This window comes from Devosia sp. 67-54 (assembly GCF_001899075.1).
In the GTDB taxonomy this organism is placed as follows: Bacteria; Pseudomonadota; Alphaproteobacteria; order Rhizobiales; family Devosiaceae; genus Devosia_A.
Genome location: NZ_MKVA01000003.1, coordinates 304899 through 330919 on the forward strand (window position 1 = coordinate 304899; position 26021 = coordinate 330919).

The window sequence follows — 26021 nt, forward strand, 5'->3', positions numbered from 1 at the left end:
TGCGCGCTGCCCCCACCCCCAGCCCCTCCCCGCAAGGGGGAGGGGGGCGATAGGGCCGCTGGTGCGGTGGTGCTTGCGTCGATACGAGCGTGTTACGCCGGCTGCACCAGGTTGGCGAGCAGCCGGAAGGCGCCGGGGACCAGGCGGTCCATCTGGTGGTGCAGCACGAGGCTGGTGTGCGTGTGCCGGCCCTTGCCGATCTCCGCCGACAGCAGCGCGCCGGTGAGCGGCGCCTCGCCGCGATCGTTGAGCGACAGCAGCGGCACATAGGCCGGGTCCCACTCCGAGGCGAAATAGAGGCCGCGCTCCTTGTCCCAGCCGGCCCAGTCGTCGGGGCCGATGCGGTTGGGACCGTTGAGCAGCGGATGGCCGGGCGCCAGCACCGTCACCGCCGCCGCCGGATCGGTGACGCGCCAGCGCAGCGACGGCGAGCCGATCCTGAGGCGCGCCGGCGGCGTGCGGTCGGGGTCCCAGCCGTCGCTCGGCCGGTGGTAGAGCGTCACCAGATGGCCGCCGGCCCGCACCCAGTCGTGCAGCCGCGACGTCGCCGCCGCGAGGTCGGGGCGCAGGCCGAAGGCGAAGATGCCGACGACGATGGTGGTGTAGCGCGCGAGGTCGCTGGCCAGGGCGTCGGCGTCGAGCGTGTCGACCGCCAGCTCCATCCGTTCGAGCCAGGTGCCGACATGGTCGGCGCCGCCGCCCACATAGCCGATGCGGGCGCCGGTCGGCAGCGCCAGGTCGAGCGCCAGCACGTCGAGCCCCGCCGGCTCGAGCCAGCGCGTGCGCCCGATATGCGGATAGGCGATCGGCGTGCTGCGATAGCCCGGAGCGCCGTCGACCAGCACCGGCAGCCGGGTGCGCCCCGCCGCGAGCTCTGGCGCGGGGGTGACGGCGAGGCGGCCGCCATCGGCGCTGACGGCGAAGCCGGGGGCGGCCGCGAGCGTGACGCCGGCGCCGGGACGGTCGGCGCGCAGCGTCACCGCAATGGGGCCGGTGGAGACGGGCAGCGGCAGCAGCACCGCGTCGGGATCGACGCTGACGGAGACGGCGGGCACGATCGCCGCCGGCTCGTCGAGGTCGAGCGCCATGCGCGCGGTCCGGCCGCCGATCTCGGCGCTGAGCTCGACCCAGAGCAGGCCGTTGCCGCCGGCTGATGCAAAGCCTTCGGCGAAGGGCGAGGTGAGCGGGGCGTCCGCCGCGGCGCGGACGAGATGGCGCGTGATGCCGTCGCGCGTCGCGCCCGGGCCGACGGCGAGCGCCGCATCGGCGACGGGCCGGACGGTGACGGGCAGATCCGCATCGACATGCGCATTGAGCTCGGCGTCGCCGCCGGGCGCGATGGCGGCGGGCGCCAGCCAGGCGCTGCCGCGGACGCCCGCGGCAAGCAGCAGCGCGGCGTCGATCTCGCGCTGCTTGCGCGCGAGGCGATGGCCGGCGGCCGCGCGCTGCTCGGATGTGAGCGCCGCATCGGCGCGCGCGAGCGCAGTGGCCGCCGCGGTCAGCGCGGTGACGATGCCGTCGCGCTGCGGGAACGCCGCGAGCGCGTCGTCGATCCGGTCCTGCGCCTCGGCCAGCGCCGCCGCAGCAGCGCCGCCCAGCGTCGTGCCGAGGGTGCGAAGGTCGGCGGGCAGGGCGTCGGCGATGCCGTGCTCGCTGCCGCCGGCGTCGGATTCGAGATGCAGCGCCCAGCTCGTCTGCGGCACCGCCTGCCAGTGTCCCATGCCCTGCGTCGCATGGTCGGCGCGCGACCATTGCCCGATCTCGGCATAGGGCGCGCCGGTGGCGGCGTCGCGGCCGCCGGCCTCGACCAGCACGGTGGCGTTGGGCGGCGGCACTTCGTCGTCATAGGTGCCGCCGCCGCCCGGCCAGGCGGGGAGGTAGTATTTGGCGACGCGCCACGGCGCCAGCCCTTCGGCGGCATGTTCGGGGAACGCCTCGGGGTCGGCGGCGAGGGCGATCGCCGCTTCCGCCGCCTCGGTCATGGCGCGGTGGTGGCCGTGCTGGCCGGGAACGTCGAGAAAGGTCGGTATCACGATGTCGGGACGCTCGCGCCGATAGGCGCGCACCAGCCGTTCCAGCAGCCGCTCGCGGCCCCAGCGCGCCAGCGTGTCGACGCCGTTCTTGGAGAAGCCGAAATCGTGCACCGGATCGCCCGGCCCGAAGCCGAGCCAGGCGAGGTCGGCATCGAGCACCCGCGCCGCCTCTTCGAGTTCGCGCGTGCGCACCACGCCGAGCGCGCCGCCGCGCTCCGGCCCGAGGCTGTTCTGCCCGCCTTCGCCACGCGTCGAGCAGGCGATCACCACCCGCATGCCGTCGCGGAAGCGCAGCGCCGCCAGCATGCCGCTCTGCTCGTCGTCGGGATGCGCACCGGTGTTCATCACCGTCAGCGTCGAGGTCAGCCGGGTCAGCGCGTTGTGCAGCTCGAGCAGCAGGGGGCGGGCGCGCTGCCGCGCCAGGCGTTCACGATCGGTCAGCACGACTAGGCTCCTGGTTGGTCTCGGCTCCGGCGGGGGTGGCGGCAAGGTGCAGGCGCGGCGTCACCGTCTCGAACAGCGGCAGCGCGGCGGCGCCCAGCGCCGCCGTCAATTGCCCGGTCTGGCCGCGCCGCACCCGCGGCTGCGCCCGCATCGCCCGCGTCGCGATCGACGGCGGCAGCGGCTCCAGCGCGGCGATGATGGCATCGATCACCGCATCGGGCAGCCGCCCGCCGAACACGATGGTTTCCGGATCGAGGATGTTTTCGAGCGTCACCACCAATTGCGCCAGATAGTCCGCCGCCTCGCCGATCCAGGCGGCGAGCGCCGGATCGCCCGACTGGAACAGGGCTTCAATCGTGGCGACGTCCGGCGCGGCGACGCCGGCGGCGGCCAGCCGTTCGCGCAGCGCGTGCGGCGAGGCGAAGCGTTCGAGCGCGCCGGCGACGCGGCCGTTCCGCCCGCTCAGCGGAATGAGGCCGATTTCGCCGGCATTGCCGAAGGCGCCGCGCATCGGCCGGCCGCCCTGCACGATACCGAGCCCGAGGCCGACGCCGAAATACACGAAGCAGAAATCCTCGATGGCGCGCCCGGCCCCGTGCAGGCGCTCGCCCACCGCCGCGGCGGTGGCGTCGTTCTCGATGATCACCGCCTCGCCGATGGCCTCGGCCAGCACCGCCGCCGCGTCGATGCCGTGCCAGCCGGGCAGGGTGCCGGGGCCGGCCGAGGCGATGCCCTCGATCTCGAACGGGCCGGGCATCACCACGCCGACGCCCAGCATCGGCGCCGGCCGGTTGACGCTGGCGCGCAGCCGGCCGATCTCGCGCGCGACCCGCCTGGCCATGGCGCGCGGCGACTGCTCGGCGATCGGCTTGCTCGACTGCGCCCGGATGCTGCCGGTGAGATCGAGCAGCACCGTGGTCAGATGGTCGGCGGCGAGCTCGACCCCGACCGTCACCGGCCCGTCGGGGTTGACCGCGAACTGGATCGGCGGCTGGCCGCGGCCGCTGCGCAGCCGCCCGGTCTCGACCAGGAAATTCTCGCGCACCAGATCGTCGACGATGTTGGCGACCGCCTGCGCGGTGAGCCGCGTCAGCCGGCCGATCTCGGTGCGCCCCAGCGCCCCATGCGTGCGGACCGCCTCCAGCACCACGCGCCGGTTGTGCCGCCGGTTGCGCTCGGGATTGCTGCCGATCGCCAGCCGCGCCGGAACGTCCTGATTGCTGTGCCTGGTCATCTGCCGTGCTGAAACCGCGGACGGAAAAACTTGTCCAGCAAACAGGCGCGCGGCGAATAACTCAACTAGATTATTTTATTGACAGTCCAGCCGGCAGGCCCCAGCATCCCCTCCGCAGCACTCCGGCCGCCGGGTGCGCATGGCGCGCAGCATGCAACCCGCCGCGCCGAAGGGGACAAGGGAGACACATCCGATGCGCTTTTCCGTAAAGATCGCCGCTCTAGCCGCCGGCATCAGCCTTCTCGCCGCTAGCGCCGCTCAGGCGGTGGAAATCCAGTACTGGCAGTACGTCTACGACACTCGCGTCAAGGCGATGGACGAACTGATCAAGAATTTCGAGGCCGCCAACCCCGACATCACGGTGAAGCAGACCACCTTCCCGTACGACGACTACCAGACCAAGGTGATCGCCGCGCACGCCGCCGGCAACGGCCCCGACGTGCTGCAGTTCTATTATGGCTGGCTCGACAAGTTCCAGCAGGGCGGCGTGCTGCAGGCGCTCGATCCCGCAGTGTTCCCCAATGCCGAAATCGAGAAGGATTTCTTCCCGATCGTGTCGGCGATCTCGCGCGACGGCAAATATTACGGCCTGCCCACCGCGGTGCGCTCGCTGGCGCTGTTCTACAACAAGAACATCCTCAAGGACGCCGGCATCACCGAGCCGCCCAAGACGCTGGACGAGCTGGTGGCCGACGCCAAAAAGACCGTCAAGACCGACGGCGCCGGCAACATCACCTCGGAAGGCATCACCCTCGATTTCGCCGGCCAGGACCACCAGTGGTGGCGCGAGGTGCTGGTCCGCCAGTTCGGCGGCGTGCCGTATGACGACAAGGGCAACGTCGCCTACAACAGCGACGCCGGCGTCAAGGCGCTGACCTGGTACACCGATCTCGCCACCAAGGAGAAGGTGGGCGCGGTGGGCTTCATGGACGAGGGCCAGGCCGCCTTCAAGGGCGGGCTCGCGGCCTTCACCATCGACGGCACCTTCCGCCTCGGCAGCTTCAGGCCGATCACCGATTTCGAGTGGGGCGTGACCGAGCTGCCGGCCAATGCCGACGGCGTCCGCGGCAATTTCGCCAGCTACTTCGCCAACGGCCTGTCCGCCGACACCAGCGGCGACAAGAAGGCCGCCGCCGAGAAGTTCCTGCAATATGTGACCTCGCCCGAGGCCATGCAGATCTGGCTCAAGACCGTCGGCGAGCTGCCGGCCCGCCGCGCCGCGGCGCTGACCGACGCCAACCTCAACGACCCGATCTACGCGCCGTTCCTCAAGGGCCTCGACTACGCCCACACGACGACCTTCGTCGACGAGGCGGCGCAGCGCCAGGGCGCCATCGACATGGTCAACCGCGTGGTGCTCAACGGCGAATCGCCGGCCGACTCGCTGGCCGAGGCGGCCAAGGCCGAACAGGCCATCATCGACAAAGCCAAGAAGTAAGCTCTTGGCCGAAAGCGTCTCCGCACGTTCGACCGGCGCGGCCCCCACGGGCCGCGTCGGTTCGCGTTTGACGCTGCACCAGCGCCGCGTCGTCTGGGCCTGGGGCTTTCTGGCCCTGCCCATCCTGTTCTACGGCTGGATCCGCTTCTACCCGACGCTCTATGCGTTCTGGCTGTCGTTCACCGACTGGGACCTGATGCGCCCGGCGCAGTTCATCGGCCTCGAGAACTACCAGCGCCTGTTCGCCGACCCGGTGTTCCTGAAGGTCTTCGGCAACACCTTCGAGTACCTGCTGATCGGCATGCCCATCAGCCTGGTGCTGAGTTTTGTCATCGCCTACTACCTCGACCGCGTGCGCGTGCTGCACGGCTTCATCCGCGCCCTCTATTTCCTGCCCTTCCTCACCACTGCGGCGGCGCTCGCCTGGGTCTGGCGCTGGTTCTACCAGCCGGTGCCGGTCGGGGTGATCAACGGCCTGCTGTCGCACCTGCACATTCCCGCCCAGCCGTTCCTGCGCACCCCGGCGCAGGCGCTGCCGGCCATCACCGTCACCGGCATCTGGGCCGGCCTCGGCTTCCAGATCATCATCTTCATGGCCGGCCTGCGCGCCATCCCCGCGACCTATTACGAGGCGGCGCGCATCGACGGGCTGGGCGAGTGGGCCATCCTGCGCAAGATCACGCTGCCGCTGCTGCGGCCGACCACCATCTTCCTCGTGGTGTTCTCCTCGATCGGCTTCCTCAGGATCTTCGATTCCGTCTTCAACATGACGCACAACGATCCGGGCGGGCCGCTCAACTCCACCAAGCCGCTGGTGCTGCTGATCTACCAGACGGCGTTCTCGTCCTACGACATGGGCTATGCCGCGGCGCAGACCGTGGTGCTGTTCGTCATCCTGCTGGTGATCTCGCTGCTCCAGCTCTTCCTGCTGAGGGACCGCTGATGGCCACGGCCGAGCTGGCGATGAACCGCAAGCGCATCCGTCCGGGCCGCGTCGTCGCCTGGACGCTGCTGCTGCTGGGCGGCCTGATCATGGTCACGCCGCTGCTCTACATGTTCTCGACCTCGCTCAAGAGCTCGGCGCAGGTCTACGATCTGCGGCTGATCCCGGCGCGGCCGTCGCTGGACAATTACGTCACGGCGCTCGCCGACGGCCACTTCATGCGCTGGATGCTCAATTCCACCATCGTCGCGGTGTCGGTGACCATCTCCAACGTCTTCTTCGACAGCCTCGTCGGCTACACGCTGGCGAAGTTCCGCTTCCGCGGCCGCTACTTCATCTTCCTCGCCATCCTGTCGACGCTGATGATCCCCACCGAGATGCTGGTGATCCCCTGGTACCTGATGTCGTCCAAGCTCGGCTGGCTCGACAGCTATTGGGGCATCATGTTCCCGGGCATGATGACGGCCTTCGGCACCTTCCTGATGAAGCAGTTCTTCGAGAGCGTGCCCGACGATTTCCTCGAGGCGGCGCGCATCGACGGGCTCAACGAATTCACCATCTGGTGGAAGGTGGCGATGCCGCTGGTGACGCCGGCGCTGTCGGCGCTGGCGATCTTCACCTTCCTCGGCAACTGGACGGCGTTCTTCTGGCCGCTGATCGTCACCACCAGCAACGACCTCTATACCATCCCGGTCGGCATCTCGAGCTTTTCGGACGCGCAGGACACGCGCTGGGAGATGATCATGACCGGCGCCGCGCTCGCCACCATTCCGACGCTGGTGGTGTTCCTGCTGCTGCAACGCTTCATCGTGCGCGGCGTCATGCTGGCCGGGCTGAAGGGCTGACCATGCCGCAGGCCGACAGCAGCGTCTTTCCCGATCCCGTCTACAAGGACACGGTGCTCCGGCCGCTGTTCGACGGCGTCAAGGCCGACCATGTCGACGGCTTCCGCCGCATCGACCGCGCGCATCTGGTGATGCTGGCCGCGACCGGCATCCTCGAGCCCGCGCAGGCCGCCGCCATCGCCGTCGCGCTGGATGCGATCGACGCCTCGCTCGACATCGACGGCCTCGCCTATACCGGCGAGGTGGAGGACTTCTTCTTTCTCGTCGAGCGCGAGCTGAAGGCGCGGCTCGGCCCCGACCTCGGCGGCCGGCTGCACACGGCGCGCTCGCGCAACGACATCGACCACACGCTGTTCAAGCTGGCGCTGAAGCCGCGCCTCGACGCGCTGCTCGGCAAGCTCGAACAGCTGCTGCAAACGCTGATCGAGGCGGCCGAGCGCGAGCGGGCGACGCTGATCGTCGCCTACACGCACGGCCAGCCGGCGCAGCCGACGACCTACGGCCACTACCTCGCGGCGATGATCGAGGTGCTGCTGCGCGACATCGCGCGCGTCGAGTCGGCGCGCGCCATCGTCGATCTGTCGCCGATGGGCGCCGCGGCCATCACCACCACCGGCTTTCCCATCGATCGCGGGCTGGTCGCCGAGCTGCTCGGCTTCGCCCGGCCGCTGCAGAACTCCTATAGCTGCATCGCCGGCGTGGACTACATCACCGCCACCTATGGCGCGCTCGAGCTGCTGATGCTGCACCTCGGCCGGCCGATCCAGGATCTGCAGTTCTGGACCAGCTTCGAGGTCGGCCAGCTCTACGTGCCCAACGCCTTCGTTCAGATCTCCTCGATCATGCCGCAGAAGCGCAACCCGGTGCCGATCGAGCATTTGCGCCACCTGAGCAGCCAGACGCTGGGGCGCGCCCGCGCCGTGCTCGACATCATGCACAACACCCCGTTCACCGACATGAACGACAGCGAGGGCGAGACGCAGCGCTTCGGCTACGAGGCGTTCGGCACCGCCTTCCGCGTGCTCGACCTGCTGGCGGCGCTGCTCGGCGCGGTGCGGGTGAACGGCGAGCGGGTGCGCGCCAATATCAGCCGCTCCTGCATCACCGTCACCGAGCTCGCCGACACGCTGGTGCGCGAGGAGGGGCTGTCGTTCCGCGAGGGGCACGAGATCGCCGCCGCCGTGGCGCGCGCCGTGGTGGCTGCGGAGGGCGACCTCGGCCGCGACGGCTATGCGCCGTTCCGCGCCGCGTTCGTCGCCGCCACCGGGCGCCAGCCGAAATTCGATGCGGCGCGCTTCGCCGAGATCGTCTCGCCCGAATATTTCGTCGCCGTGCGCACCCGCCTCGGCGGGCCGGCGCCGGCTCCGCTCGGCGACGCCATCGCCGGCTACCGCGCCGCGCTGGCCGAGCTGCAGGCCCGCCGCCGCGCTCATGCCGAGCGCGACGCCGCCGCGCGCGCCCAGCTCGACCGCCGCTTTGCCGCCCTCAAGGAACCCCGCTGATGGCCACCATCTCGCTCGAGAAGCTGACCAAGTCTTTCGGCTCCAACACCGTCGTGCACGGCATCGACCTCGACATCGCCGACGGCGAGTTCGTGGTGCTGGTCGGCCCGTCCGGCTGCGGCAAGTCGACGACGCTGCGCATGATCGCCGGGCTCGAGGACATCTCGGCCGGTGCCGTCCGCATCGGCGGCGAGATCGTCAACGACCGCGAGCCCAAGCAGCGCAACATTGCGATGGTGTTCCAGAACTACGCCATCTATCCGCATCTGACGGTGGCGCAGAACATCGGCTTCGGCCTCTACACCGCCAGGCTCGACAAGGCCGAAAAGCAGAAGCGCATCGAGGCGGCGGCGCGTACCCTCGACCTCGAGGAGCTGCTGAAGCGCCGGCCGTCGCAGCTGTCGGGCGGCCAGCGCCAGCGCGTCGCCATCGGCCGCGCCATGGTGCGCGACCCGGTGGCCTTCCTGTTCGACGAGCCGCTCAGCAACCTCGACGCGCAATTGCGCGGCCAGATGCGCGTCGAGATCAAGCGCCTGCACCAGCGGCTGAAGAGCACCATCGTCTACGTGACGCACGACCAGGTGGAGGCCATGACCATGGCCGACCGCATCGTCGTCATGCGCGATGGCTACATCCTGCAGGTCGGCACGCCGACAGAGATCTACGAGAGCCCCGCCGACGTGTTCACCGCCCGCTTCATCGGCAGCCCGGCGATGAACATGCTGAAGGCGACCGGCAGCGACGGCGGCCTCGCCGTCGCCGGAGCGGCGTCGCCCGTCGCGGCGCGGCAGGCGGCGCGCGGCCAGATGCTGGTTGGCGTGCGCGCCCATGACCTCGTGGCCGGCGCCGCGCCGCAGGAGGGCGGGCTGACGCTCAACGGCGTCGTCAACACCATCGAGCCGCTCGGCGCCGAAACGCTGGTGCACCTGACGGTCGGCGACACCGAGGTCACGGCCACTGCGCCCGGCAAATCGGCGCTCGCCGTGGGCCAGACCATTTCGGCCAGCGCCGCGCCGGGCAGCCTCTATTTGTTCGACGCGCAGTCCGAGAAAAGCCTCGGGCGCGCCTAGAGGCCGCGCCCGACAGCCACGTTCATCCGGATCAGAACGAGATCGACAGGCCCGTGCCGATCTGCCACGAAATCGTGTCGCTGCCGTCGTCGCCGATGACGCGGATGGCGTTGAGCCCGGCATCGATCGAGGCGTTGTCGAGGATCTTGTATTCGGCCGTCGTGCCCAGGCTGAACTCGCGGTAGATCACCGCCGCGGCGGCGTCCTCGTAGCCGTCGATGGCGAGCTCGGCCCCCAGCGTCAGCTGCTCGGTGACGTCCTTGCTGACGCCGAGCCCGAGCCCCCAGCTGTTGCCGCCGCTGAGCGAGGCGAATTCGTACTGCGCCGCGCCGCCGACCGTCCAGCCGTCCCAGCCGACGCTGCCGCCGCCCTGCACGGTGACCGGCAGCGCGGTGCCCGCCGGCACGCCGCCATTGAGGCTGGTGGCCGCGTCGACGCCGAGGCTGGCGCTGTAGGTGACGTCGGTCTCGGTGGTGCGCGTATAGGTCAGCGCCGCCGACACCGAGCTGTCGACCTCGCCGGCGGCGGTCTGGCCCTCGAGGTCCTTCATCACCGACACCTGCAGCCCGAAGCCGTCGAAGAAGTCCGGCGTGATGTAGGTGAGGGCCTGCCCGCTGTAGCCGGCGCAGGTGCCGAAGGCCATCAGGTCCTCGCTGCCGAAATGCGTCGAGCCGCCGGGCGGCGTCACGCAGGCATTGCCGAGCGCGTTGCTGGCGTCCCAGGCGTCGATCTCGCCGAAGGCGTCGGATTTGGCGTAGAGCAGCAGCGTCGGGATCTCGAGCGTCAGCGTCGAGGTGGCGTATTCGGCCATGACGCCGAACCAGGCCTCGGCCCCCAGCGTCCACGCGCCGGCGGTGCCTTCGAGCGTGAAGTCGAGCTCGTGGTTGCTGACCAGGGCGCCGGCGTCGTCATAGGTCGCGTAATTGTCGATCACCACGGTGAGCGGCTTGGCCGCCTCTTCCGCCCGCGCCGACACCGTGCCCGCGGCAATGGCCGCCGCAGCCAGCCCCATGGCTGTGCAAATCGTCTTCATCTAAGCCCCCAAGCTCGAACCGTAACGCCAGATGCTTACGGGCCGCCGCGCGGGCGGTTCAACGCGGGATTTGTCGTCCGCCGTCGATTTTCCTGATTGCGAAAGTCAGCTTTATGCTGTTAAGTCGACATTTATAGTCATGATTAACGCCGCGGCCGGCGAGCCGCTGGAACATCGGTCTAATCGAGCGCGATGCGCGGTTGTTTAGACCCATTCCAAACTTGGCGCTTTTAAGTTGACCAGCATAATCATGATTGTTACCGCCGCACCGACAAACGCAAAGTTTCGGCAAGGTTTCGGTGGTGACGATGAAGACGGTCGCGGGTGCCCTGGCGCTGGGTCTGACGCTGGCAGCGGCTCCGGTGCTGGCCGCCGGCTTTCCGGTGAGCCTCGACAACAGCTTCGGCACCACCACCGTTGCGGCGCAGCCCAAGCGGGTGGTGTCGATCGGCTACGTCGAGCAGGATTTCCTCTATGCCCTCGGCATCGCCCCGGTCGCGGTGCGCAATTGGTGGGGCGACCATCCCTATGCCACCTGGCCCTGGGCCGAGGCGGCGCGCCAGGCAGTGGGCGCCGAGCCGGCGGTGTTCAACGGTGACGAGCTCAACCTCGAATGGGTGCTCGACCAGAACCCCGACCTCATCGTCGGCACCTTCATCGAGATGGACCAGGCGCAATACGACGCGCTGAGCCGCATCGCGCCGGTCGTGGCGCTGCCCAAGGGCTATCCGACCTGGGGCGCGCCCTGGCAGGACGAGCTGCGTGCCATCGACCTCGCCACCTCCGGCAGCACCGAGAAGTCGGACAGGATCGTCGCCGACATCGAGGCCCGCTTCGCCAGGGTGAAGGCCGACTATCCGCAATTCGCCGGCAGGACGGCGACCAATGTCTATTACGATGACGGCGTCTTCCACCTCTACGATGAGGAGGACAGCGCCAGCCGGTTCCTCGTCAGCCTTGGCCTGAGCTTCCCCCCGGAATTCCGCGGCCAAGGCGACGAGGAAAGCAACCGCATCACCGTCAGCCCGGAAAACCTGCGCACGCTCGATCTCGACGCGGTGGTCTGGCCGATCGATGCGGGCAGCGACACGCAGAAGCTGGTCGAGGCCATGCCGCTCTACCGCAATCTGCGCCTCGCCCGCGAAGGGCGGTCGGTGTGGCTCGACGACGGGCAGGGGACCATGTCGGGAGCGCTGTCGTTCCAGACGCCGCTGTCCATCGCCTGGCTGCTCGACAAGCTGCCGCCGATGCTCGCCGCCGCCCTCGACGGCGATCCGGCGACCAAGGTCGCCCCCTAAGTGGCGGCCAGCCGCTTTCATACCGCCACGGTGCTGCGGCGGACCCTGCTGACGCCGGGCATGCTGCGGTTGACCTTCGGCGGCGCCGGCCTCGATACGTTCCGCTCGACCGGCATCGGCGACGAATATCTGCGGCTGTTCTTCCCCGATCCCGCGACCGGCGAGCTGGCGCTGCCCGTGATCGACGAGACCGGCCGCTGGACCTATCCGGACGGCCCCTCCAAGGTCCGCTGCTCGACCTATACCGTGCGCCGCTTCGATCCGGTGCGCGGCGAGCTCGACATCGACTTCGTCGTGCACGCAGGCGGCGTCGCCAGCGACTGGGCGCAGCGCGCCGCGCCCGGCGACAGCATCACCCTCAACAGCCCGCGCGGCCTCTATGCGCCGCCGCCCGGAACGCAGTGGCAGCTGCTCGCCGCCGATGCCACCGGCCTGCCGGCGCTGTCGCGCCTGCTCGAGCAGATGCCGCCCGGCCTGCAGACCCGCGTCTTCGCCGAGGTGATCGACGCCGCCCACGAGCAGCCGCTGGCAACGCCGCCCGGCACCTCCATCACCTGGCTGCACGGCGGCAACGGCGTCGCCCCCAGCGGCCTCGACGCGGTGCTGCGGCGCGTGCCGCTGCCGGCCGGCCCCGGCTACGTCTGGGTGGCGGGCGAGCAGAAGGTGGTGCGCGGCATCCGCAAATATGTGCGCCAGGAGCTGAAGCTGCCGGCCCAATGCTACGAGCTCGTCGGCTATTGGGTGGCGCAGCACGATTGGGAGGCGCGCTACGAGGCGCTCGACCCGGCGATCCGCAGCCGCATCGAGGCGGCCTGGGAGTCCGACCGCGACCCCGAAGAGGTGCAGGACGAGGTCGACGCCACCTACGAGCTGGTGGGGCTCTGAGCCATGACCTCGCTGGCGCTCGCGGCGGATCGATCGGCCACCGCCCGCAGCGGCGTGGCGGCGAGCAATGCGCAGCGCCTGCTGTGGCTCGGCCTTGCCGTCGCGGCGCTGGCGCTGGTGCTGCTGCTCAGCGTCGCCATCGGCTCCAAGGACATTCCGCTGCCCACGGTGCTCGATTCGCTGCTGCACGCGACCGACAGCGACGATCGCGCCATCATCGTGGCGCTGCGCATTCCGCGCACCGTCCTCGGGCTGACGGTCGGCGTGGCGCTCGGCCTCTCGGGCGCGCTGGTGCAGGCGCTGACCCGCAATCCGCTCGCCGATCCGGGCATCCTCGGCGTCAACGCCGGGGCGAGTTTCTTCGTGACGCTCGCCGTGGGCTTCCTCGGCATCGCCAGCATCGGCGGCTACATCTGGTTCGCCTTCCTCGGCGCGGTGCTGGCGACGCTGCTCGTCTATGCCATCGGCTCGGTCGGCCGCGGCGCCGCGACGCCGATCCGCCTGACCCTCGCCGGCGTGGCGGTGGGCGCGGTGCTGAGCGGCATCTCCAACGGCCTCGCGCTGCTCAACCCGGCCGCCTTCGACCGGTTGCGCTACTGGAGCGCCGGCTCGCTGACCACGCCGGGCTACGACAATCTGCTGGTCATCCTGCCCTTCATCGTCGTCGGCATCGGGCTGGCGGTGGCGGTCAGCCGGCCGCTCAACGCCATCGCGCTGGGCGACGACCTCGCCGCCGCGCTCGGCGCCAACATGCTGCGCACCCGCGTGCTGGTGGTGGTCGCGGTGACGCTGCTGTCGGGCGCCGCCACCGCCATCGCCGGCCCCATCGGCTTCGTCGGCCTGATGGTGCCGCACGTGGCGCGCTGGATCGCCGGCCCCGACCAGCGCTGGATCGCCGCCTTCACCCTGGTGCTGGCGCCCATCCTGCTGCTGGTCTCGGACATCCTCGGGCGCATCGTCATGCGACCGGGCGAATTGCAGGTCGGCATCGTCACCGCCTTCGTGGGCGCCCCGGTGCTGATCCTGCTCGCCCGCCGCCGCAAGGTGAGCGGGCTATGAGCCTCAGCGCCCCCGGCATCGATTTCGGCCAGCCGAGCGCCGCGCTGCGGCTGTGGGGCGGCCGGCTGTCGGCGCGCGTCAATCCGCGCGTGCTGGCGATGGCGGCGCTGCTCGCGCTCGGCGCCGTCGCCATCGGCCTCGTGACGCTGGCCAGCGGCGAGTTCCAGCTCTCGCCTGGCGAGGTGGCGGGCGCGCTGCTCGGGCAGGCAACCGCCAAGGTGCATATGGTGGTGGTCGAATGGCGCCTGCCGCGCACCTCGCTGGCGCTGATCATGGGCGCCGCGCTGGGCATGAGCGGCGCCATCTTCCAGTCGCTGACCCGCAACCCGCTCGGCAGCCCCGACGTCATCGGCTTCGATTCCGGCGCCTATACCGGCGCGCTGCTGGTGATCATCGTGCTGCACGGCAATTTCTACGGCATCGCCGCCGGCGCGCTGGCCGGCGGCATCCTGTCGGCGGCCATCGTCTATATCCTCGCCTGGCGCGGCGGCGTGCAGGGCTTCCGCCTGATCATCGTCGGCATCGGCGTCAGCGCCATGCTCACCGCGCTCAACAGCTATCTGCTGATCAAGGCCGACCTCAAGGTGGCGATGACCGCCGCCGTGTGGAGCGCCGGCTCGCTCAACGGCATGACGCTGGAGCGGCTGGGGCAGGTGAGCGCCGTGCTCGGTATCATCGTGCCGCTGACCCTGCTGCTCGGCCGCGCCATGCGCCAGCTCGAGCTCGGCGACGACGCCGCCAGGGCGCTCGGCGTCAATGTCGAGCGCACGCGCTTCGGCATGACCGTGCTGGGCGTCGCGCTCACCGCCACCGTCACCGCCGCCGCCGGCCCGATCACCTTCGTCGCCTTGGCGGCGCCGCAGATCGCCCGCCGCCTCTGCGGCACCAGCGGCGTCGCGCTGCTGCCGGCCGCCGCCACCGGCGCGCTGCTGCTCGCCGGCGCCGACTATCTGGCGCAGCGCGCCTTCGCCCCGACCCAGCTGCCGGTCGGCATCGTCACCGTGTGCATCGGCGGGCTGTATTTCGCCTGGCTGCTGATGCGCGAAGCACGGCGCTGAGGAGTGAGCCGCATGAACCAGCATTCCAGCATCGTCGCCGCCACCCCGCGCCTGTCGGTCCGCAACGCCACCATCGGCTACGACCGCCACGTGGTGGCGCGCGCGCTCGACGTCGACATCCCCGAGCGCTCCTTCACCGTGATCGTCGGCCCCAATGCCTGCGGCAAGTCCACGCTGCTGCGTGCCCTGTCGCGGCTGCTGAAGCCGGCCGCCGGCGAGGTGCTGCTCGACGGCCGCGCCATCCAGACCTATCGCGCCCGCGAGATCGCGCAGCGCCTCGGCCTGCTGCCGCAGACCTCGATCGCCCCCGACGGCATCACCGTCGCCGACCTCGTGGCGCGCGGCCGCTATCCGCACCAGAAGCTCCTGCAGCAATGGTCGCGCGAGGACGAGCAGGCGGTGGCCGACGCCATGGCCGCCACCCGCGTCGACCGCTTCTCCGGCCGGCTGGTCGACGAGCTGTCGGGCGGCCAGCGCCAGCGCGTCTGGGTGGCGATGGTGCTGGCGCAGCAGACGCCGATCCTGCTGCTCGACGAGCCCACCACCTTCCTCGACATCGCCCACCAGATCGAGCTGCTCGACCTGCTGCGCGACCTCAACCGCGCCCGCGGCCACACCGTGGTCGCCGTGCTGCACGACCTCAACCACGCCTGCCGCTACGCCAGCCACCTCATCGCCATGCGCGACGGCGTGGTGGTGGCCGAAGGCCGCCCCGCCGACATCGTCACCGCCGCGCTGGTGGAATCGGTGTTCGGCCTGCCCTGCACGGTGATCGACGACCCGGTGTCGCACACCCCGCTGGTGATCCCGCAAAGCGGCGGCCTGCACCCCTTCGAGGAGACGGCATCGTGATGCGCTCCCCCGACAACCATCGACCCAAGGATTTCGCCATGCCCAACCTCACCCGCCGCCGCGTCGCGCAGGGCCTCGCCGGCCTCGGCGCCAGCCTGCTGATCGTGCCGCGCGCCGCGCGCGCCGCCGACGGCTTTCCGCTGAGCTTCAGGCACGTCTTCGGCGAGACGGTGTTCGCCGCCCCGCCGCAGCGCATCGTCACCATCGGCTGGATGACGCAGGACGCGGTGGTGGCGCTCGGCACGGCGCCGCTCGGCGTGCCCGAGCAGGCCTGGGGCGGCGACGAGAACAAGCTGCTGCCCTGGCTGACATCGGCGCTGAAGGCGCAGGGCATGGCGCTGCCCGAGCGCATCAATTTCGACAGCGACATTCCCTACGAGCAGGTGCTGGCGCTGCAGCCCGACGCCATCCTCGCCTTCTACAGCGGCCTCACGCAGGAGCAGTACGATCGCCTCACCGCCATCGCCCCCGTCGCCGCTTACGCCAGTGCGCCCTGGGCCGGCAATTGGCACGACATCACGCTCGACGCCGGTCGCGTGCTCGGCAAGCCGGACGCGGCGCAGGGGCTGATCGACAGGACCAACGGCCTCATCGCCGCCGCCGCGGCGGCGCATCCCGAGTTCAAGGGCAGGAGCTTCACCTTCGCCTCGGCCTGGGTGGGCGAGCCCGGCATCAACGTCTATTCGCTGACCGATCCGCGCGTGCAGCTGGTCGGCCAGCTCGGCCTCGAGCCCTCCGCCGGGGTGAAGGCGCTGTCGCAGCAGCCGGGCTATTTCTTCAAGGTGAGCTTCGAGAATCTTTCCACCGTCGATGCCGACGTCGTCATCTTCCTCGACGAGGGCGATGCGGACTCCGACGCCATCTACCAGAACGAGGCGATGCAGCGCTTCGCCCCCATCGCCGCGCACCGCATGCTGCGCATGACCGACAAGGCCTTCGCCATGTCGATGTCGGCGCCCTCGGTGCTCGGCATCCCGTGGATGCTCGAGCGCTTCGTGCCCGAGCTGGCCAAGGCCGTCGCCGCCTGAGCCCGATGTTCCGCAGCCTGCTCCATTATTATCGGCCGTACCGGCGGCTGGCGCTGATCGATTTCGGCGCCGCCATCCTGGTCGGCCTGCTGGAGCTGGCCTTCCCCGCGGCGGTGCAGGCCTTCATCGACCGCCTGCTGCCGTCGGGCGCCTGGGGCTGGATCCTGCTGGCGGCCGGCGGCCTGCTGCTGGTCTATGCGCTCAACACCGTGCTCCTCGGCGTGGTGAACTATCTCGGCCACGTGCTCGGCATCAGCATCGAGACCGACATGCGCCGGCTCGCCTTCGCGCATCTCACCAAGCTCAGCTTCCGCTATTTCGACAACGCCAAGACCGGCGAGCTGATCACCCACGTGACGCGCGACCTCGAGGATGTGGGCGAGGTGGCCCATCACGGCCCGGAGGACCTGCTGGTCGCGGTGATGACCTTTTTCGGCGCGCTGCTGCTGATGCTGCTGGTGCACTGGCCGCTGGCGCTGGTGACCTTCGCCATCGTGCCGCCGGTCACCTGGCTCGCCGCCACCTACGGCGCCCGCCTGACGCAGAACTGGCACGCGCTGTTCCACAAGGTCGGCGACTTCAACGTGCGCGTCGAAGAGAGCATGGGCGGCATCCGCGTGGTCAAGGCCTTCGCCAACGAGGCGCACGAGCAGCGCCTGTTCGAGCGCGACAACCAGAGCTATCGCGACACCAAGCTCGCCGCCTATCGCAACATGACCGCGTCGATCACGCTCAACTATCTGTCGACCCGGCTGCTGCAGATCGTGGTGATGCTGGCCGGCACCTGGTTCGTCATAGAGGGGAGCCTCAGCTATGGCGGCTTCATCGCCTTCCTGCTGCTGATCGACGTGTTCATGCGGCCGATCGACAAGATCACCGCGGTGCTCGAGAGCTACCCGCAGGCCTTCGCCGGCTTCCGCCGCTTCAGCGCGCTGCTGGCCACCGCGCCCGACATCGCCGACCGCCCCGGCGCCGTCGAGGTGGGGCATCTCAAGGGCGACATCGCCTACACCGATGCGAGCTTTTCCTATGGCGGCAGCCGCAAGGTGCTGGACCGGCTGAACCTCCGCATCGGCGCCGGCGAGACCGTGGCGCTGGTCGGCCCGTCGGGCGCCGGCAAGACCACCATCTGCTCGCTGCTGCCGCGCTTCTACGAGCTCGAGAGCGGCTCGATCCGCATCGACGGCATCGACATCCGCGACATGACGCAGGCGTCGCTGCGCGCCCAGATCGGCATCGTGCAGCAGGACGTGTTCCTGTTCGGCGGCAGCATCCGCGAGAACATCGCCTATGGCCGGCTCGGCGCCGGCGACGGCGAAATCCTCGAGGCGGCGCGGCGGGCCGAGCTCGACGGGCTGATCGCCAGCCTGCCCGAGGGGCTCGACACCCTCGTCGGCGAGCGCGGGGTGAAGCTCTCGGGCGGCCAGAAGCAGCGGCTCGCCATCGCCCGCATCTTCCTCAAGAACCCGCCGATCCTGATCCTCGACGAGGCGACCTCGGCGCTCGATACGGCGACCGAGCGGCTGATCCAGGCGTCGCTGACCGAGCTGTCGAAGGGCCGCACCACGCTGGTCATCGCGCACCGGCTCGCCACCGTGCGCAACGCCGACCGCATCCTCGTCATCGACGAGGGCGGCCTCATCGAGCAGGGCACGCATGCCGAGCTCGTCGGCCGGCGCGGCCTCTACGCCACCCTCAACGCCTTCCAGGACGGCCCGGGCGCCGCCACGTCCGACAGGAGATCGCCATGAGCATCCGCCTTACCCGCCGCGGCTTCGGCCTCGGTGCGCTCGCCGCCGGCCTTACCGGCCTCGGCCCGGCGCGCGCCGCCGATGCGCACGGCATCACCACCTCGGCCGGCACCTACGACGTGCCCGACCAGCCGCAGCGCGTCGTCGCCGTCGATTTCCGCCTCGACGTCGAGCCGGCGCTGGCGCTCGGCCTGCCCGTCATCGGCTATGGCGTGCAGGAGGAGCGGCTCGACTGGATTCCGCTGCCCGAGGGCGCCACCTTCATCGGCGGCCCGGCCGACCGCGAGGCGATCGCCGCGCTCGACCCCGACCTCATCGTCTGCACCGACATTCCCGGCAGCGACTACTGGCCCATCGACCGGCTCGGCGGCATCGCCCCGGTGATCCCGGTCGACTACAAGCTCAACTGGCAGGCCAACCTCACCCGCATGGGCGACTGGCTCGGCCGCCGCCCGGCCGCCGACCGGTTCATCGCCGCCTACACCGGCGAGCTCGACAAGGTGAAGGCCGCGCACGCCGCGGCGATCGCCGGCAAGCTGGTGGCCGCCATCTGGTTCGAGCCCGACAGCAGCGAGGTGCAATTGCTGCTGGGGGAGGGGACCAGCAACGTCACTCTCGCCGGCCAGGTGCTGGCCGATCTCGGCGGCCGCACCATCGCCTCGGACCGGCTCGGCGAGTACGGCGTCATCAGCGTCGAGCGCGCGCCCGAGGTGCTGGGAGCCGTCGATGCGTTCCTGCTCGATGCCGACGACGAGAGCCGGCTCGCCGCGCTCGAGGCCAACCCGATCTGGCAGCGCCTGCCGGCGGTGGCGGCCGGCCGCATCGTCAAGGCCAGCGGCACCTTCTATGGCGGCGGCTATTCGGCGCGCCACATCATCCCGGCCTGGGAGCAGCTGTTCGCGCTGTTCGCCTGAGCCAAGGCCGGCGAAATTCCGGCCCGGCGGTCGTGGGCAATCGACTTCGGCGCGCCGGTGAGGCACCTTGGCGGCGACGACTCCACCGGACCCGCCATGCCCCGCATTGCCGAATTCATCGACCCCACGCCCGATCCGGTCTGGCGGCCGGCGCAGCAATGCGGCGTCACCGCCGCCTTTGGCCGGCCGTTCGCCATCGGCTGCATCAGGGTCCACACGGAGGCGGGCCGATGAAGATCGCGCTGACCGGCGGCAGCGGCAAGGTCGGCCGCGCCATCGTCGAACGGGCGCTGGCGCGGGGCGATACGCTATTGAGCCTCGACCGCGACCTGCCGGCCGAACCCGCTCCCGGCGTCGACTACCGCCAGCTCGAAATGTCCGATTATGACGGGCTGGTCCGGGCTTTCGCCGGCTGCGACGCGCTGATCCACATGGCGGCGATCCCGGAGCCGTTCCATCATCCGGACCATGTCGTCCACAACAACAATGTGGTGGGCAGCTACAACGCCATGCGCGCCGCCATCGAATGCGGCATCCGCCGCATCTGCCAGGCCTCCAGCGTCAACGCCATCGGCCTCTCCTACAGCCGCGCGGCGAGCTTCGACTATTTCCCGGTGGACGAGCAGCACCCCAATCACGGCGAGGAGCCGTATGCGCTCTCCAAATGGATCTGCGAGGCGCAGGCCGACAACCTCGCACGCCGCTATGCCGACCTGCAGGTGGCCAGCATGCGCTTCCACTGGGTCGTCGAAGACCGCGCCCAGGCGGCGCAGCGGTTCAATGTCCCGACGCGCCGGGCGGCGATGCACCTGTGGGCCTATACGCTGCGGCGGCACGCCGCCGATGCCTGCCTCGCGGCCGTCGAGCCCGGGCGCTTCGCCGGCCACGAGGTGTTCTACATCGTCGCCGCCGACACCACCAACGACATCCCGAGCCTCGAGCTGGCGCGGCAATACTATCCCGACGTGCCGATCCGCGGCGATCTCAGCGGCCATCGCAGCTTCTTCGACTCCAGCAAGGCCGCGCGGCTGCTGGGCGTGGCGGGCTAGCGGTGGCAACCGTCCTCGTCACCGGTTCGGCCGGCTTCATCGGCTTCCATCTGGCGCAGCGCCTGCTCGCCGACGGCCACGCCGTGGTGGGCTATGACGGCCTCACCGACTACTACGATGTCCGCCTGAAGCGCGCGCGCCACGCCATCCTCGCGCAATCGCCGAACTTCCGTGCCGTTACCGGCATGCTGGAGAACGCCGATCTACTGCGGCGCACGGTTGCCGGGGCGAGGCCCGACATCGTCGTCCATCTCGCGGCGCAGGCGGGGGTCCGCTACTCCATCGACGCGCCGCAGAGCTATGTCAGTACCAATCTCGACGGCACCTTCAACCTGCTGGAGGCGCTGCGGGCATCGCCGCCCAGGCACCTGCTGGTGGCGTCGACCAGCTCGGTCTATGGCGCACATCCGCCGACGCCGTTCGTCGAAACCGACCGCACCGACTATCCGCTGTCGATCTATGCCGCGACCAAGCGCGGCGGCGAGGCGCTGAGCCATTCCTACGCCGCGCTGTTCGGCCTGCCGACCACCTGCCTCAGGTTCTTCACCGTGTACGGGCCATGGGGCCGGCCCGACATGGCGGCGCTGAAATTCGCCGACGCCATCGCCCATGGCCGCCCCATCGAGGTCTACGGCCACGGCCGCATGTCGCGCGATTTCACCTATGTCGCCGACGTGGTCGAGGCGGTGTCGCGCCTGCTCCCGCGCGTGCCGGCGGGAGAGCCCGTGCACGCCCACGACACGCTGTCGCCGGCCGCGCCCTGGCGTGTCGTCAACATCGCCGGCGGCGCCCCGGCATCGCTCAATGCGTTCATCGCCGCGTTCGAAGCCGCGCTCGGCCAACCGGCGCGGCGCACGCTGCTGCCGATGCAGCCGGGCGACGTGGCCGCCACCGCCGCCGACGTGTCGCTGCTGCGCGCGCTGGTCGGCGACGTGCCGGCGACCCCGATCGCCGACGGCGTCGCAGCGGTGGTCGACTGGTACCGCCGCGACTGGGCCCGGCTTCAGACGTGATTGCGCCAGCTGTGCTGCGGGTTGTAGTCGAGCATGCGCTTGGCCTTCTCGATCGACAGCAGCGTGCCGGTGGCTGACATCGACGGCCGCGTCTCGACGCCCGGGAACACTTCGGCCATCAGCGACGCGTTGGCGCGGCTCATCACCGTGTCGGCATTGGCGATGATGAAGGCCTCGAAGCCCTTGAACTCGGCCTCGATCGCCTTGCGTACCGCCTGCGCCCCGTCGCGCGCGTCGATATAGCCCCACAGGTTCCATTTGCGCTTCCTGGGGTCGGCGTCGAAGCCGGGGAACGCCTTGTAGTCCTCGACGTCCATGACGTTGGAAAAGCGCAGGCCCGCGATCTTCAGCTCGGGGTCCCAGCGCGCGAACTGCCGGGCGATGGTCTCGTCCACCAGCTTGCCGAGCGAATAGGCGGTCTCCGGGCGCGGATAATACTCCTCGTCGACCGGCGCATAGGGCGGCGGCGTCTCGAACGGCAGGCCGAGCACCGTCTCGCTCGAGGCGAACACCACGGTCTTGATCTTCGCCAGCCGCGCCGCCTCGAACACATTGTAGGTCGCCGGCACGTTGTTGGCGAAGATGCGGGCATTGGCGGCGAGCCCCGGCGCCGGAATCGCCGCGAGGTGCACCACCGCGTCGAACGGCCCGCGATGCTCGTCGATGCCGCCGAGGATGGCCGCCGCCACCTCGCCGAAATTGGTGAGATCGATGCGCACCGTCGGCGCGATCGGCTCGCGCGGCGGCATCTGGTCGATGTTGAGCACCTCGTAGCCGTTGGCCACCAAATCCTTGAGCACGGCGCGCCCCAGCTTGCCGCTGCCGCCGGTCACGATCACCTTGGTCATGTCGTCCTCCTGTCGCGATCATTCCATCGCCGGCGGCAACAGACAAGCCAAGGAGTTGGCGGCGGCGTTCGTCTCATGAACGGAAACTGAATGGGCGCCTCACCGTTACTTCAGTTGCCGGCCCCTAGAACGGGCACACCGAAATTCACCCCGCGGGGAGATTGCAAATGACCAGGACCCACGAAAAGCTGCTGATCGGCATCCTCGCCGGCATCATCATCGTCGGCGCCGGCGCCTTCGCCATCCAGCCGGCGCTCGCCGGCAAGGGCGGCATCAAGGCCGGCTCCGAGCTCGCCGGCCCGTCCTACGACGTGCTGACCCTGCAGCTGTCGCCCCGCAAGTAAGGTTTTCCCTGCCGACCTCCCAGTCGGTCCCATGCAACGTGCCTGCCTCCCGACCTCCTCTTCTTGACTTTGCCGGCCTCCTGTTGTCCCACCAGGGCAGCACGGAGGCCGATTTTTCATGGACCCCAGATTGGATGCCAACCCGATCCTCGCCGAAACCACGCGCGGCAGCTGGGTGGAGAATCGCCACCGCGGCGCCTTCGTCGTCAGCGACGCTCAAGGCAATGTGATCGCCGCCGCCGGCGACATCGAGCGGCCGGTGTTTCCGCGCTCCGCCGTCAAATCGATGCAGGCGCTGGCGCTGGTGAGCTCGGGCGCCATCGACAAATTCCATCTGACCGACACCGAGCTGGCGCTCGCCTGCGCCAGCCACCAGGGCGAGGATTTCCACGTTTCCGGCGTGACCTCGTTCCTCGGCCATATCGGGCTCGGCATCTCCGACCTCGAATGCGGCGCGCATGCGCCCACCTTCGCCCCGGCGCGCGAAAAGCTGCGCGACAGCGGCCAGGCGCCCTCGTCGGTGCACAACAACTGCTCGGGCAAGCATTCGGGCATGCTCGCCGTCGCCAGGGCGCTCGGCGTGCCGACGGCGCATTACGTCGACCGCGACCATCCGGTGCAGGTCGAGGTCCGCTCCGGCATCGAGACGGTGCTGCACGAGCCGCTCGACGTCGAGCGCTCCGGCACCGACGGCTGCTCCATCCCCACCTGGGCCGCGCCGCTTCGCGATTTCGCCGCCGGCTTCGCCCGCATGGCGACGGGGGAGGGGCTGCCCGACAATTTCGCCGCCGGCGCCCGGCGCATCTTCGATGCCGCCACCGCCCACCCCGAGCTGGTCGGCGGCACCGGCAGCCTCGACACCGAGGTGATGCGGGCGTTCGGCGGGCGGGTGTTCCAGAAGGGCGGCGCCGAGGGCGTGCAGTGCGGCGCCGTGCGCGACAAGGGCTGGGGCTACGCCCTCAAGGTCGACGACGGCAACATGCTGGCCTCGCAGGTGATGGTGGCGACGCTGCTGCTCGCCATCGCCGACCCGACGCCCGAGCAGGAGCACGTGCTCAAGCGCTTCGCCGTGCAGATCACCCGCAACGTCCGCGGCCTCGACGTCGGCATGATCAAGGCCACGGCGGCGATGCGGCCGCAGGTTTAGAAGCGGCGCTGGCTTCCGGCGAGCCGCAGGAGCGTATTGGCAACGTGCCGCGACAGCAGATGGCGCGGGACAATCAGCACTTCCTTGCCGCGCACCCACTTTTCGTGGCTGCCCTTGGCGTTGACCTTGTACGTGAAGCCCAAGGCTTCCAGTTCCTTGGTCAGTGCCAGGTAGAAGCCCTTGACCACTAGGCCGCCTTTTCGCGCGGCCTTTCCCAAACGATGGCAGGCATCAGTTCCCTCAGGGGCATCGAGGCAATGTCATCTTTGGAAAAGTGATTGGCGATTATGAGGTCGGCAGCAACGTCGAAAAGCACTTCTTCAAATTCATCAAGGGTATCGGTCTCGATGGCGAGGCCGTGAATGTCGCTCTCGGAATACCAGCGCTTCACGTCGTCGTCCCAGAGCGCGCGCACGTAAAAGCTCTTCTGCATGGCGGCGATCCTAGCGGCTGACCGTGTTGCCGTCCACCGTCACATTCGGGTAGCGCTTGGCGTCCTTGGCGAGGTCGGGGCTCACCACCTTGCTCCATTCCATGCCGACGATGCCCTGCTGCGCGCTGCTGACGAGGTTGCCGCTGACCCGCACCGGGCCCGGCGATTGCTGCTGCACGACGCTGACGCCGATGCCGATCATGGCGTTGGTGACGAGGTTGTCGGCCACCACGACGTTGCGCACATACGGCCCGAAGCCGGCGACGATGCCGGCGCCCGGCACGGTGTCGACGCTGTTGCCGCTCACCACCACGTCGGCCTCGGCGTAGATGCCCACCGGCTGTGCGTCGGGATTGGTGGCCGAATGCGGCGCGATGTTGCGCACGATGTTGCCGCTGACCGTCGCCAGATGCCCGCCCTGGTCCATGTTGGTGACGGCGATGCCGGTGGCGGCGCCGTCCACCGTGTTGTCGGCGATCACCGAGCCGGAGAAGGCGAATTCGGAATAGATCGCGGTCTCGCCCGAGCCGAGGCAGATATTGCCGCGGATCTGGCAGTTCTTGCCGCTGTTGATGCGCACCGCGCTGAAGGCGCAGTCGCTGATGCGGTTGTCGGCGACGATCACCTCGTCGGCATTGTAGATCGACACTCCATTGCCGTTCTGGCCGTTGCCGCCGTCCTTCCAGTCGATCTTGCGGATCTGGTTGCCGCTGACGAGCGTGCCGTCCGGGCCGGGGCTGTCGCGCCAGATGCGGATGCCGGCATTGTCGGCGCCGGTGATGCGGTTGCCGCGGATGACGAAGCCCTGGCCGTTCTGCGAGTGGATCGCCGCGGCGCTGGCGCCCTCGAAATCGCAGTCTTCGACGGTGAGGGCGGCATTGGTCGCGGCGATGCCGTTGCCGGCGGCGTTGAAGAAGCCGCAGCGGCGGAAGCTGATGCCGCTCGAATTCTCGATCTCGACCAGGCCGTTGACGCCCGCTGCCGTTTCCGGCGCGTTGGCCTGGAACACGAGGCCTTCGATCGAGACGGCGAAAGCGCCCGAGATCAGCGCCAGGCGCGCATCGCCCGGCGTGGTGAGGATGGTCTGGAGGCCGATCACGTGCAGCCCGTCCGGGATAGTCAGCTTGCTCACCGCAAAGCCGGCGTGGCCGCCCGGCAGCAGCAGCAGCCGTCCGTCGCCGGCGGCCGCGTCGAACGCCGCCTGCAGCTTGCTGCTCTGGTCGGACTGATCGTTGGGATCGAGGCCGAAATCGCCCACCGCGTCGAGGGGCTGGGCCGCGCGCGCGGCGGTGACGAGGGCCGGCATCGCCAGCCCCGCTGCGAGGCCGCCCAACAGGCGCCGTCGTGTGAAGATGTGTCCGCTCATGCGCCGATTGTCGCCAAATCCGGCGCCGCTGGCCAACATTCCCCGCCGGTTTGGTGAATTTCAGCTCTTTTTGAGCCGCACCGCGGTGCCGATGGCGGTCACCATGATCATGGCGCCGCGGCTGCCGATCACCTCGAAATCGATGCTGAGGCCGACCACGCCGTCGGCGCCCAGCCGCTGCGCCCGGTCGGACAACTCGCGCAGCACCGCCTCGCGCGAATTGACCAGCTCCTCCTCATAGGCGGCGGAGCGGCCGCCGACGAAATCGGTCACCGTGGCCATCACGTCGCGCAGGATGTTGGCGCCCGACACCACCTCGCCATGCACGAGGCCGAGATAGTCGACGACCTCAAATCCCTGCAATTCCTCGGTCGTCGACAGCAGCATGGTGTCCTCCGGTCAAGCCGGGCCTGACATAGGAACGGCGCGGCGGG

General features: G+C 69.7%; 26 protein-coding genes. 18 read left to right on the forward strand and 8 right to left on the reverse strand.

Translation table 11 applies throughout. The annotated features are described in order from the left end of the window. Positions 1 to 92: 92 nt before the first annotated feature. On the reverse strand, positions 93 to 2477 hold the full coding sequence (locus tag BGO82_RS04120) for a PIG-L family deacetylase (protein WP_291304281.1): 2385 nt from the start codon (positions 2475 to 2477) through the stop codon (positions 93 to 95). Continuing rightward, the gene (locus BGO82_RS04125) at positions 2461 to 3711 is read right to left on the reverse strand and encodes an ROK family protein (RefSeq protein ID WP_291304282.1); all 1251 of its coding nucleotides are present in this window, start codon (positions 3709 to 3711) and stop codon (positions 2461 to 2463) included. Before BGO82_RS04125 ends, BGO82_RS04120 begins: the two co-directional genes overlap by 17 nt. A gap of 193 nt (positions 3712 to 3904) precedes the next feature. Here BGO82_RS04125 and BGO82_RS04130 point away from each other — a divergent pair, with 193 nt between their 5' ends. Genes BGO82_RS04130 through ugpC form a run of 5 tightly spaced genes read left to right on the forward strand, consistent with a single transcriptional unit; the run spans position 3905 to position 9509 of the window. Further along, on the forward strand, positions 3905 to 5149 hold the full coding sequence (locus tag BGO82_RS04130) for an extracellular solute-binding protein (RefSeq protein WP_291304283.1): 1245 nt from the start codon (positions 3905 to 3907) through the stop codon (positions 5147 to 5149). 4 nt (positions 5150 to 5153) lie between these two features. Continuing rightward, on the forward strand, positions 5154 to 6092 hold the full coding sequence (locus tag BGO82_RS04135) for a sugar ABC transporter permease (protein ID WP_291304284.1): 939 nt from the start codon (positions 5154 to 5156) through the stop codon (positions 6090 to 6092). After that, positions 6092 to 6937 carry a carbohydrate ABC transporter permease gene (locus tag BGO82_RS04140; RefSeq protein ID WP_291304285.1) on the forward strand — a complete coding sequence of 282 codons (846 nt, stop codon included), beginning with the start codon at positions 6092 to 6094 and terminating at the stop codon, positions 6935 to 6937. The genes BGO82_RS04135 and BGO82_RS04140 overlap by 1 nt, the downstream gene beginning before the upstream one ends. Positions 6938 to 6939: 2 nt before the next feature. Further along, positions 6940 to 8439: an argininosuccinate lyase gene (gene argH, locus BGO82_RS04145; RefSeq protein WP_291304286.1), complete on the forward strand. Its 1500-nt coding sequence runs from the start codon at positions 6940 to 6942 to the stop codon at positions 8437 to 8439. Beyond that, positions 8439 to 9509, forward strand: coding sequence for a sn-glycerol-3-phosphate ABC transporter ATP-binding protein UgpC (gene ugpC / locus BGO82_RS04150; RefSeq protein ID WP_291304287.1), 1071 nt, complete (start codon positions 8439 to 8441; stop codon positions 9507 to 9509). The genes argH and ugpC overlap by 1 nt, the downstream gene beginning before the upstream one ends. A gap of 31 nt (positions 9510 to 9540) precedes the next feature. On the opposite strand, the gene BGO82_RS04155 is transcribed toward ugpC, so the two are convergent. Continuing rightward, positions 9541 to 10542 (reverse strand): hypothetical protein, encoded by a 1002-nt coding sequence (locus BGO82_RS04155; protein WP_291304288.1) that lies wholly within the window; start codon positions 10540 to 10542, stop codon positions 9541 to 9543. A 308-nt stretch (positions 10543 to 10850) separates the two neighbouring features. On the opposite strand from BGO82_RS04155, the gene BGO82_RS04160 reads away from it, so the two are divergent. The 11 genes from BGO82_RS04160 (at position 10851) to BGO82_RS04210 (ending at position 21449) form a co-directional block, all read left to right on the forward strand. Continuing rightward, positions 10851 to 11840, forward strand: a complete 990-nt coding sequence (locus BGO82_RS04160; RefSeq protein WP_291304289.1) for an ABC transporter substrate-binding protein — start codon at positions 10851 to 10853, stop codon at positions 11838 to 11840. Continuing rightward, on the forward strand, positions 11841 to 12725 hold the full coding sequence (locus BGO82_RS04165) for a siderophore-interacting protein (protein WP_291304290.1): 885 nt from the start codon (positions 11841 to 11843) through the stop codon (positions 12723 to 12725). Positions 12726 to 12728: 3 nt separating this feature from the next. Continuing rightward, positions 12729 to 13784: an iron chelate uptake ABC transporter family permease subunit gene (locus BGO82_RS04170; RefSeq protein WP_291304291.1), complete on the forward strand. Its 1056-nt coding sequence runs from the start codon at positions 12729 to 12731 to the stop codon at positions 13782 to 13784. Then, entirely contained in the window at positions 13781 to 14842 is a 1062-nt protein-coding gene (locus BGO82_RS04175) for an iron chelate uptake ABC transporter family permease subunit (protein ID WP_291304292.1), read from the forward strand. The genes BGO82_RS04170 and BGO82_RS04175 overlap by 4 nt, the downstream gene beginning before the upstream one ends. A 12-nt stretch (positions 14843 to 14854) precedes the next feature. Further along, a complete protein-coding gene (locus BGO82_RS04180) occupies positions 14855 to 15694 on the forward strand; it encodes an ABC transporter ATP-binding protein (RefSeq protein WP_291304293.1) in 840 nt (279 codons plus the stop codon). Beyond that, positions 15694 to 16722, forward strand: coding sequence for an ABC transporter substrate-binding protein (locus BGO82_RS04185; RefSeq protein WP_291304440.1), 1029 nt, complete (start codon positions 15694 to 15696; stop codon positions 16720 to 16722). Before BGO82_RS04180 ends, BGO82_RS04185 begins: the two co-directional genes overlap by 1 nt. A 5-nt stretch (positions 16723 to 16727) precedes the next feature. After that, positions 16728 to 18473 (forward strand): ABC transporter ATP-binding protein, encoded by a 1746-nt coding sequence (locus BGO82_RS04190; protein ID WP_291304294.1) that lies wholly within the window; start codon positions 16728 to 16730, stop codon positions 18471 to 18473. Then, entirely contained in the window at positions 18470 to 19387 is a 918-nt protein-coding gene (locus tag BGO82_RS04195; RefSeq protein ID WP_291304295.1) for an ABC transporter substrate-binding protein, read from the forward strand. Before BGO82_RS04190 ends, BGO82_RS04195 begins: the two co-directional genes overlap by 4 nt. A gap of 96 nt (positions 19388 to 19483) precedes the next feature. Beyond that, on the forward strand, positions 19484 to 19621 hold the full coding sequence (locus BGO82_RS04200; protein ID WP_291304296.1) for a hypothetical protein: 138 nt from the start codon (positions 19484 to 19486) through the stop codon (positions 19619 to 19621). Continuing rightward, entirely contained in the window at positions 19618 to 20436 is an 819-nt protein-coding gene (locus BGO82_RS04205; RefSeq protein ID WP_291304297.1) for an NAD-dependent epimerase/dehydratase family protein, read from the forward strand. The genes BGO82_RS04200 and BGO82_RS04205 overlap by 4 nt, the downstream gene beginning before the upstream one ends. 2 nt (positions 20437 to 20438) lie before the next feature. Continuing rightward, positions 20439 to 21449 (forward strand): NAD-dependent epimerase/dehydratase family protein, encoded by a 1011-nt coding sequence (locus tag BGO82_RS04210; RefSeq protein ID WP_291304298.1) that lies wholly within the window; start codon positions 20439 to 20441, stop codon positions 21447 to 21449. Here the strand turns inward: BGO82_RS04210 and BGO82_RS04215 are convergent. Next, the gene (locus BGO82_RS04215; RefSeq protein WP_291304299.1) at positions 21440 to 22297 is read right to left on the reverse strand and encodes an NAD(P)-dependent oxidoreductase; all 858 of its coding nucleotides are present in this window, start codon (positions 22295 to 22297) and stop codon (positions 21440 to 21442) included. The genes BGO82_RS04210 and BGO82_RS04215 overlap by 10 nt on opposite strands. A 167-nt stretch (positions 22298 to 22464) precedes the next feature. On the opposite strand from BGO82_RS04215, the gene BGO82_RS04220 reads away from it, so the two are divergent. Together BGO82_RS04220 and BGO82_RS04225 are read left to right on the forward strand one after the other, a co-directional pair. After that, positions 22465 to 22641: a hypothetical protein gene (locus BGO82_RS04220; RefSeq protein ID WP_291304300.1), complete on the forward strand. Its 177-nt coding sequence runs from the start codon at positions 22465 to 22467 to the stop codon at positions 22639 to 22641. Between the two features lie 118 nt (positions 22642 to 22759). After that, complete coding sequence (locus tag BGO82_RS04225) at positions 22760 to 23788, forward strand: asparaginase (RefSeq protein ID WP_291304301.1); 1029 nt, start codon at positions 22760 to 22762, stop codon at positions 23786 to 23788. Here the strand turns inward: BGO82_RS04225 and BGO82_RS04230 are convergent. From BGO82_RS04230 to BGO82_RS04245, 4 genes are read right to left on the reverse strand one after another with little or no spacing between them, the layout of a single operon-like run. After that, positions 23785 to 23976: a type II toxin-antitoxin system HicA family toxin gene (locus BGO82_RS04230; RefSeq protein ID WP_291304302.1), complete on the reverse strand. Its 192-nt coding sequence runs from the start codon at positions 23974 to 23976 to the stop codon at positions 23785 to 23787. The genes BGO82_RS04225 and BGO82_RS04230 overlap by 4 nt on opposite strands. Beyond that, entirely contained in the window at positions 23976 to 24221 is a 246-nt protein-coding gene (locus tag BGO82_RS04235) for a DUF1902 domain-containing protein (protein WP_291304303.1), read from the reverse strand. Before BGO82_RS04235 ends, BGO82_RS04230 begins: the two co-directional genes overlap by 1 nt. A gap of 10 nt (positions 24222 to 24231) precedes the next feature. Then, positions 24232 to 25587 (reverse strand): TIGR03808 family TAT-translocated repetitive protein, encoded by a 1356-nt coding sequence (locus BGO82_RS04240; protein WP_291304304.1) that lies wholly within the window; start codon positions 25585 to 25587, stop codon positions 24232 to 24234. 60 nt (positions 25588 to 25647) lie between these two features. Next, positions 25648 to 25974, reverse strand: coding sequence for a YbjQ family protein (locus BGO82_RS04245; RefSeq protein ID WP_291304305.1), 327 nt, complete (start codon positions 25972 to 25974; stop codon positions 25648 to 25650). Positions 25975 to 26021 lie beyond the last annotated feature (47 nt).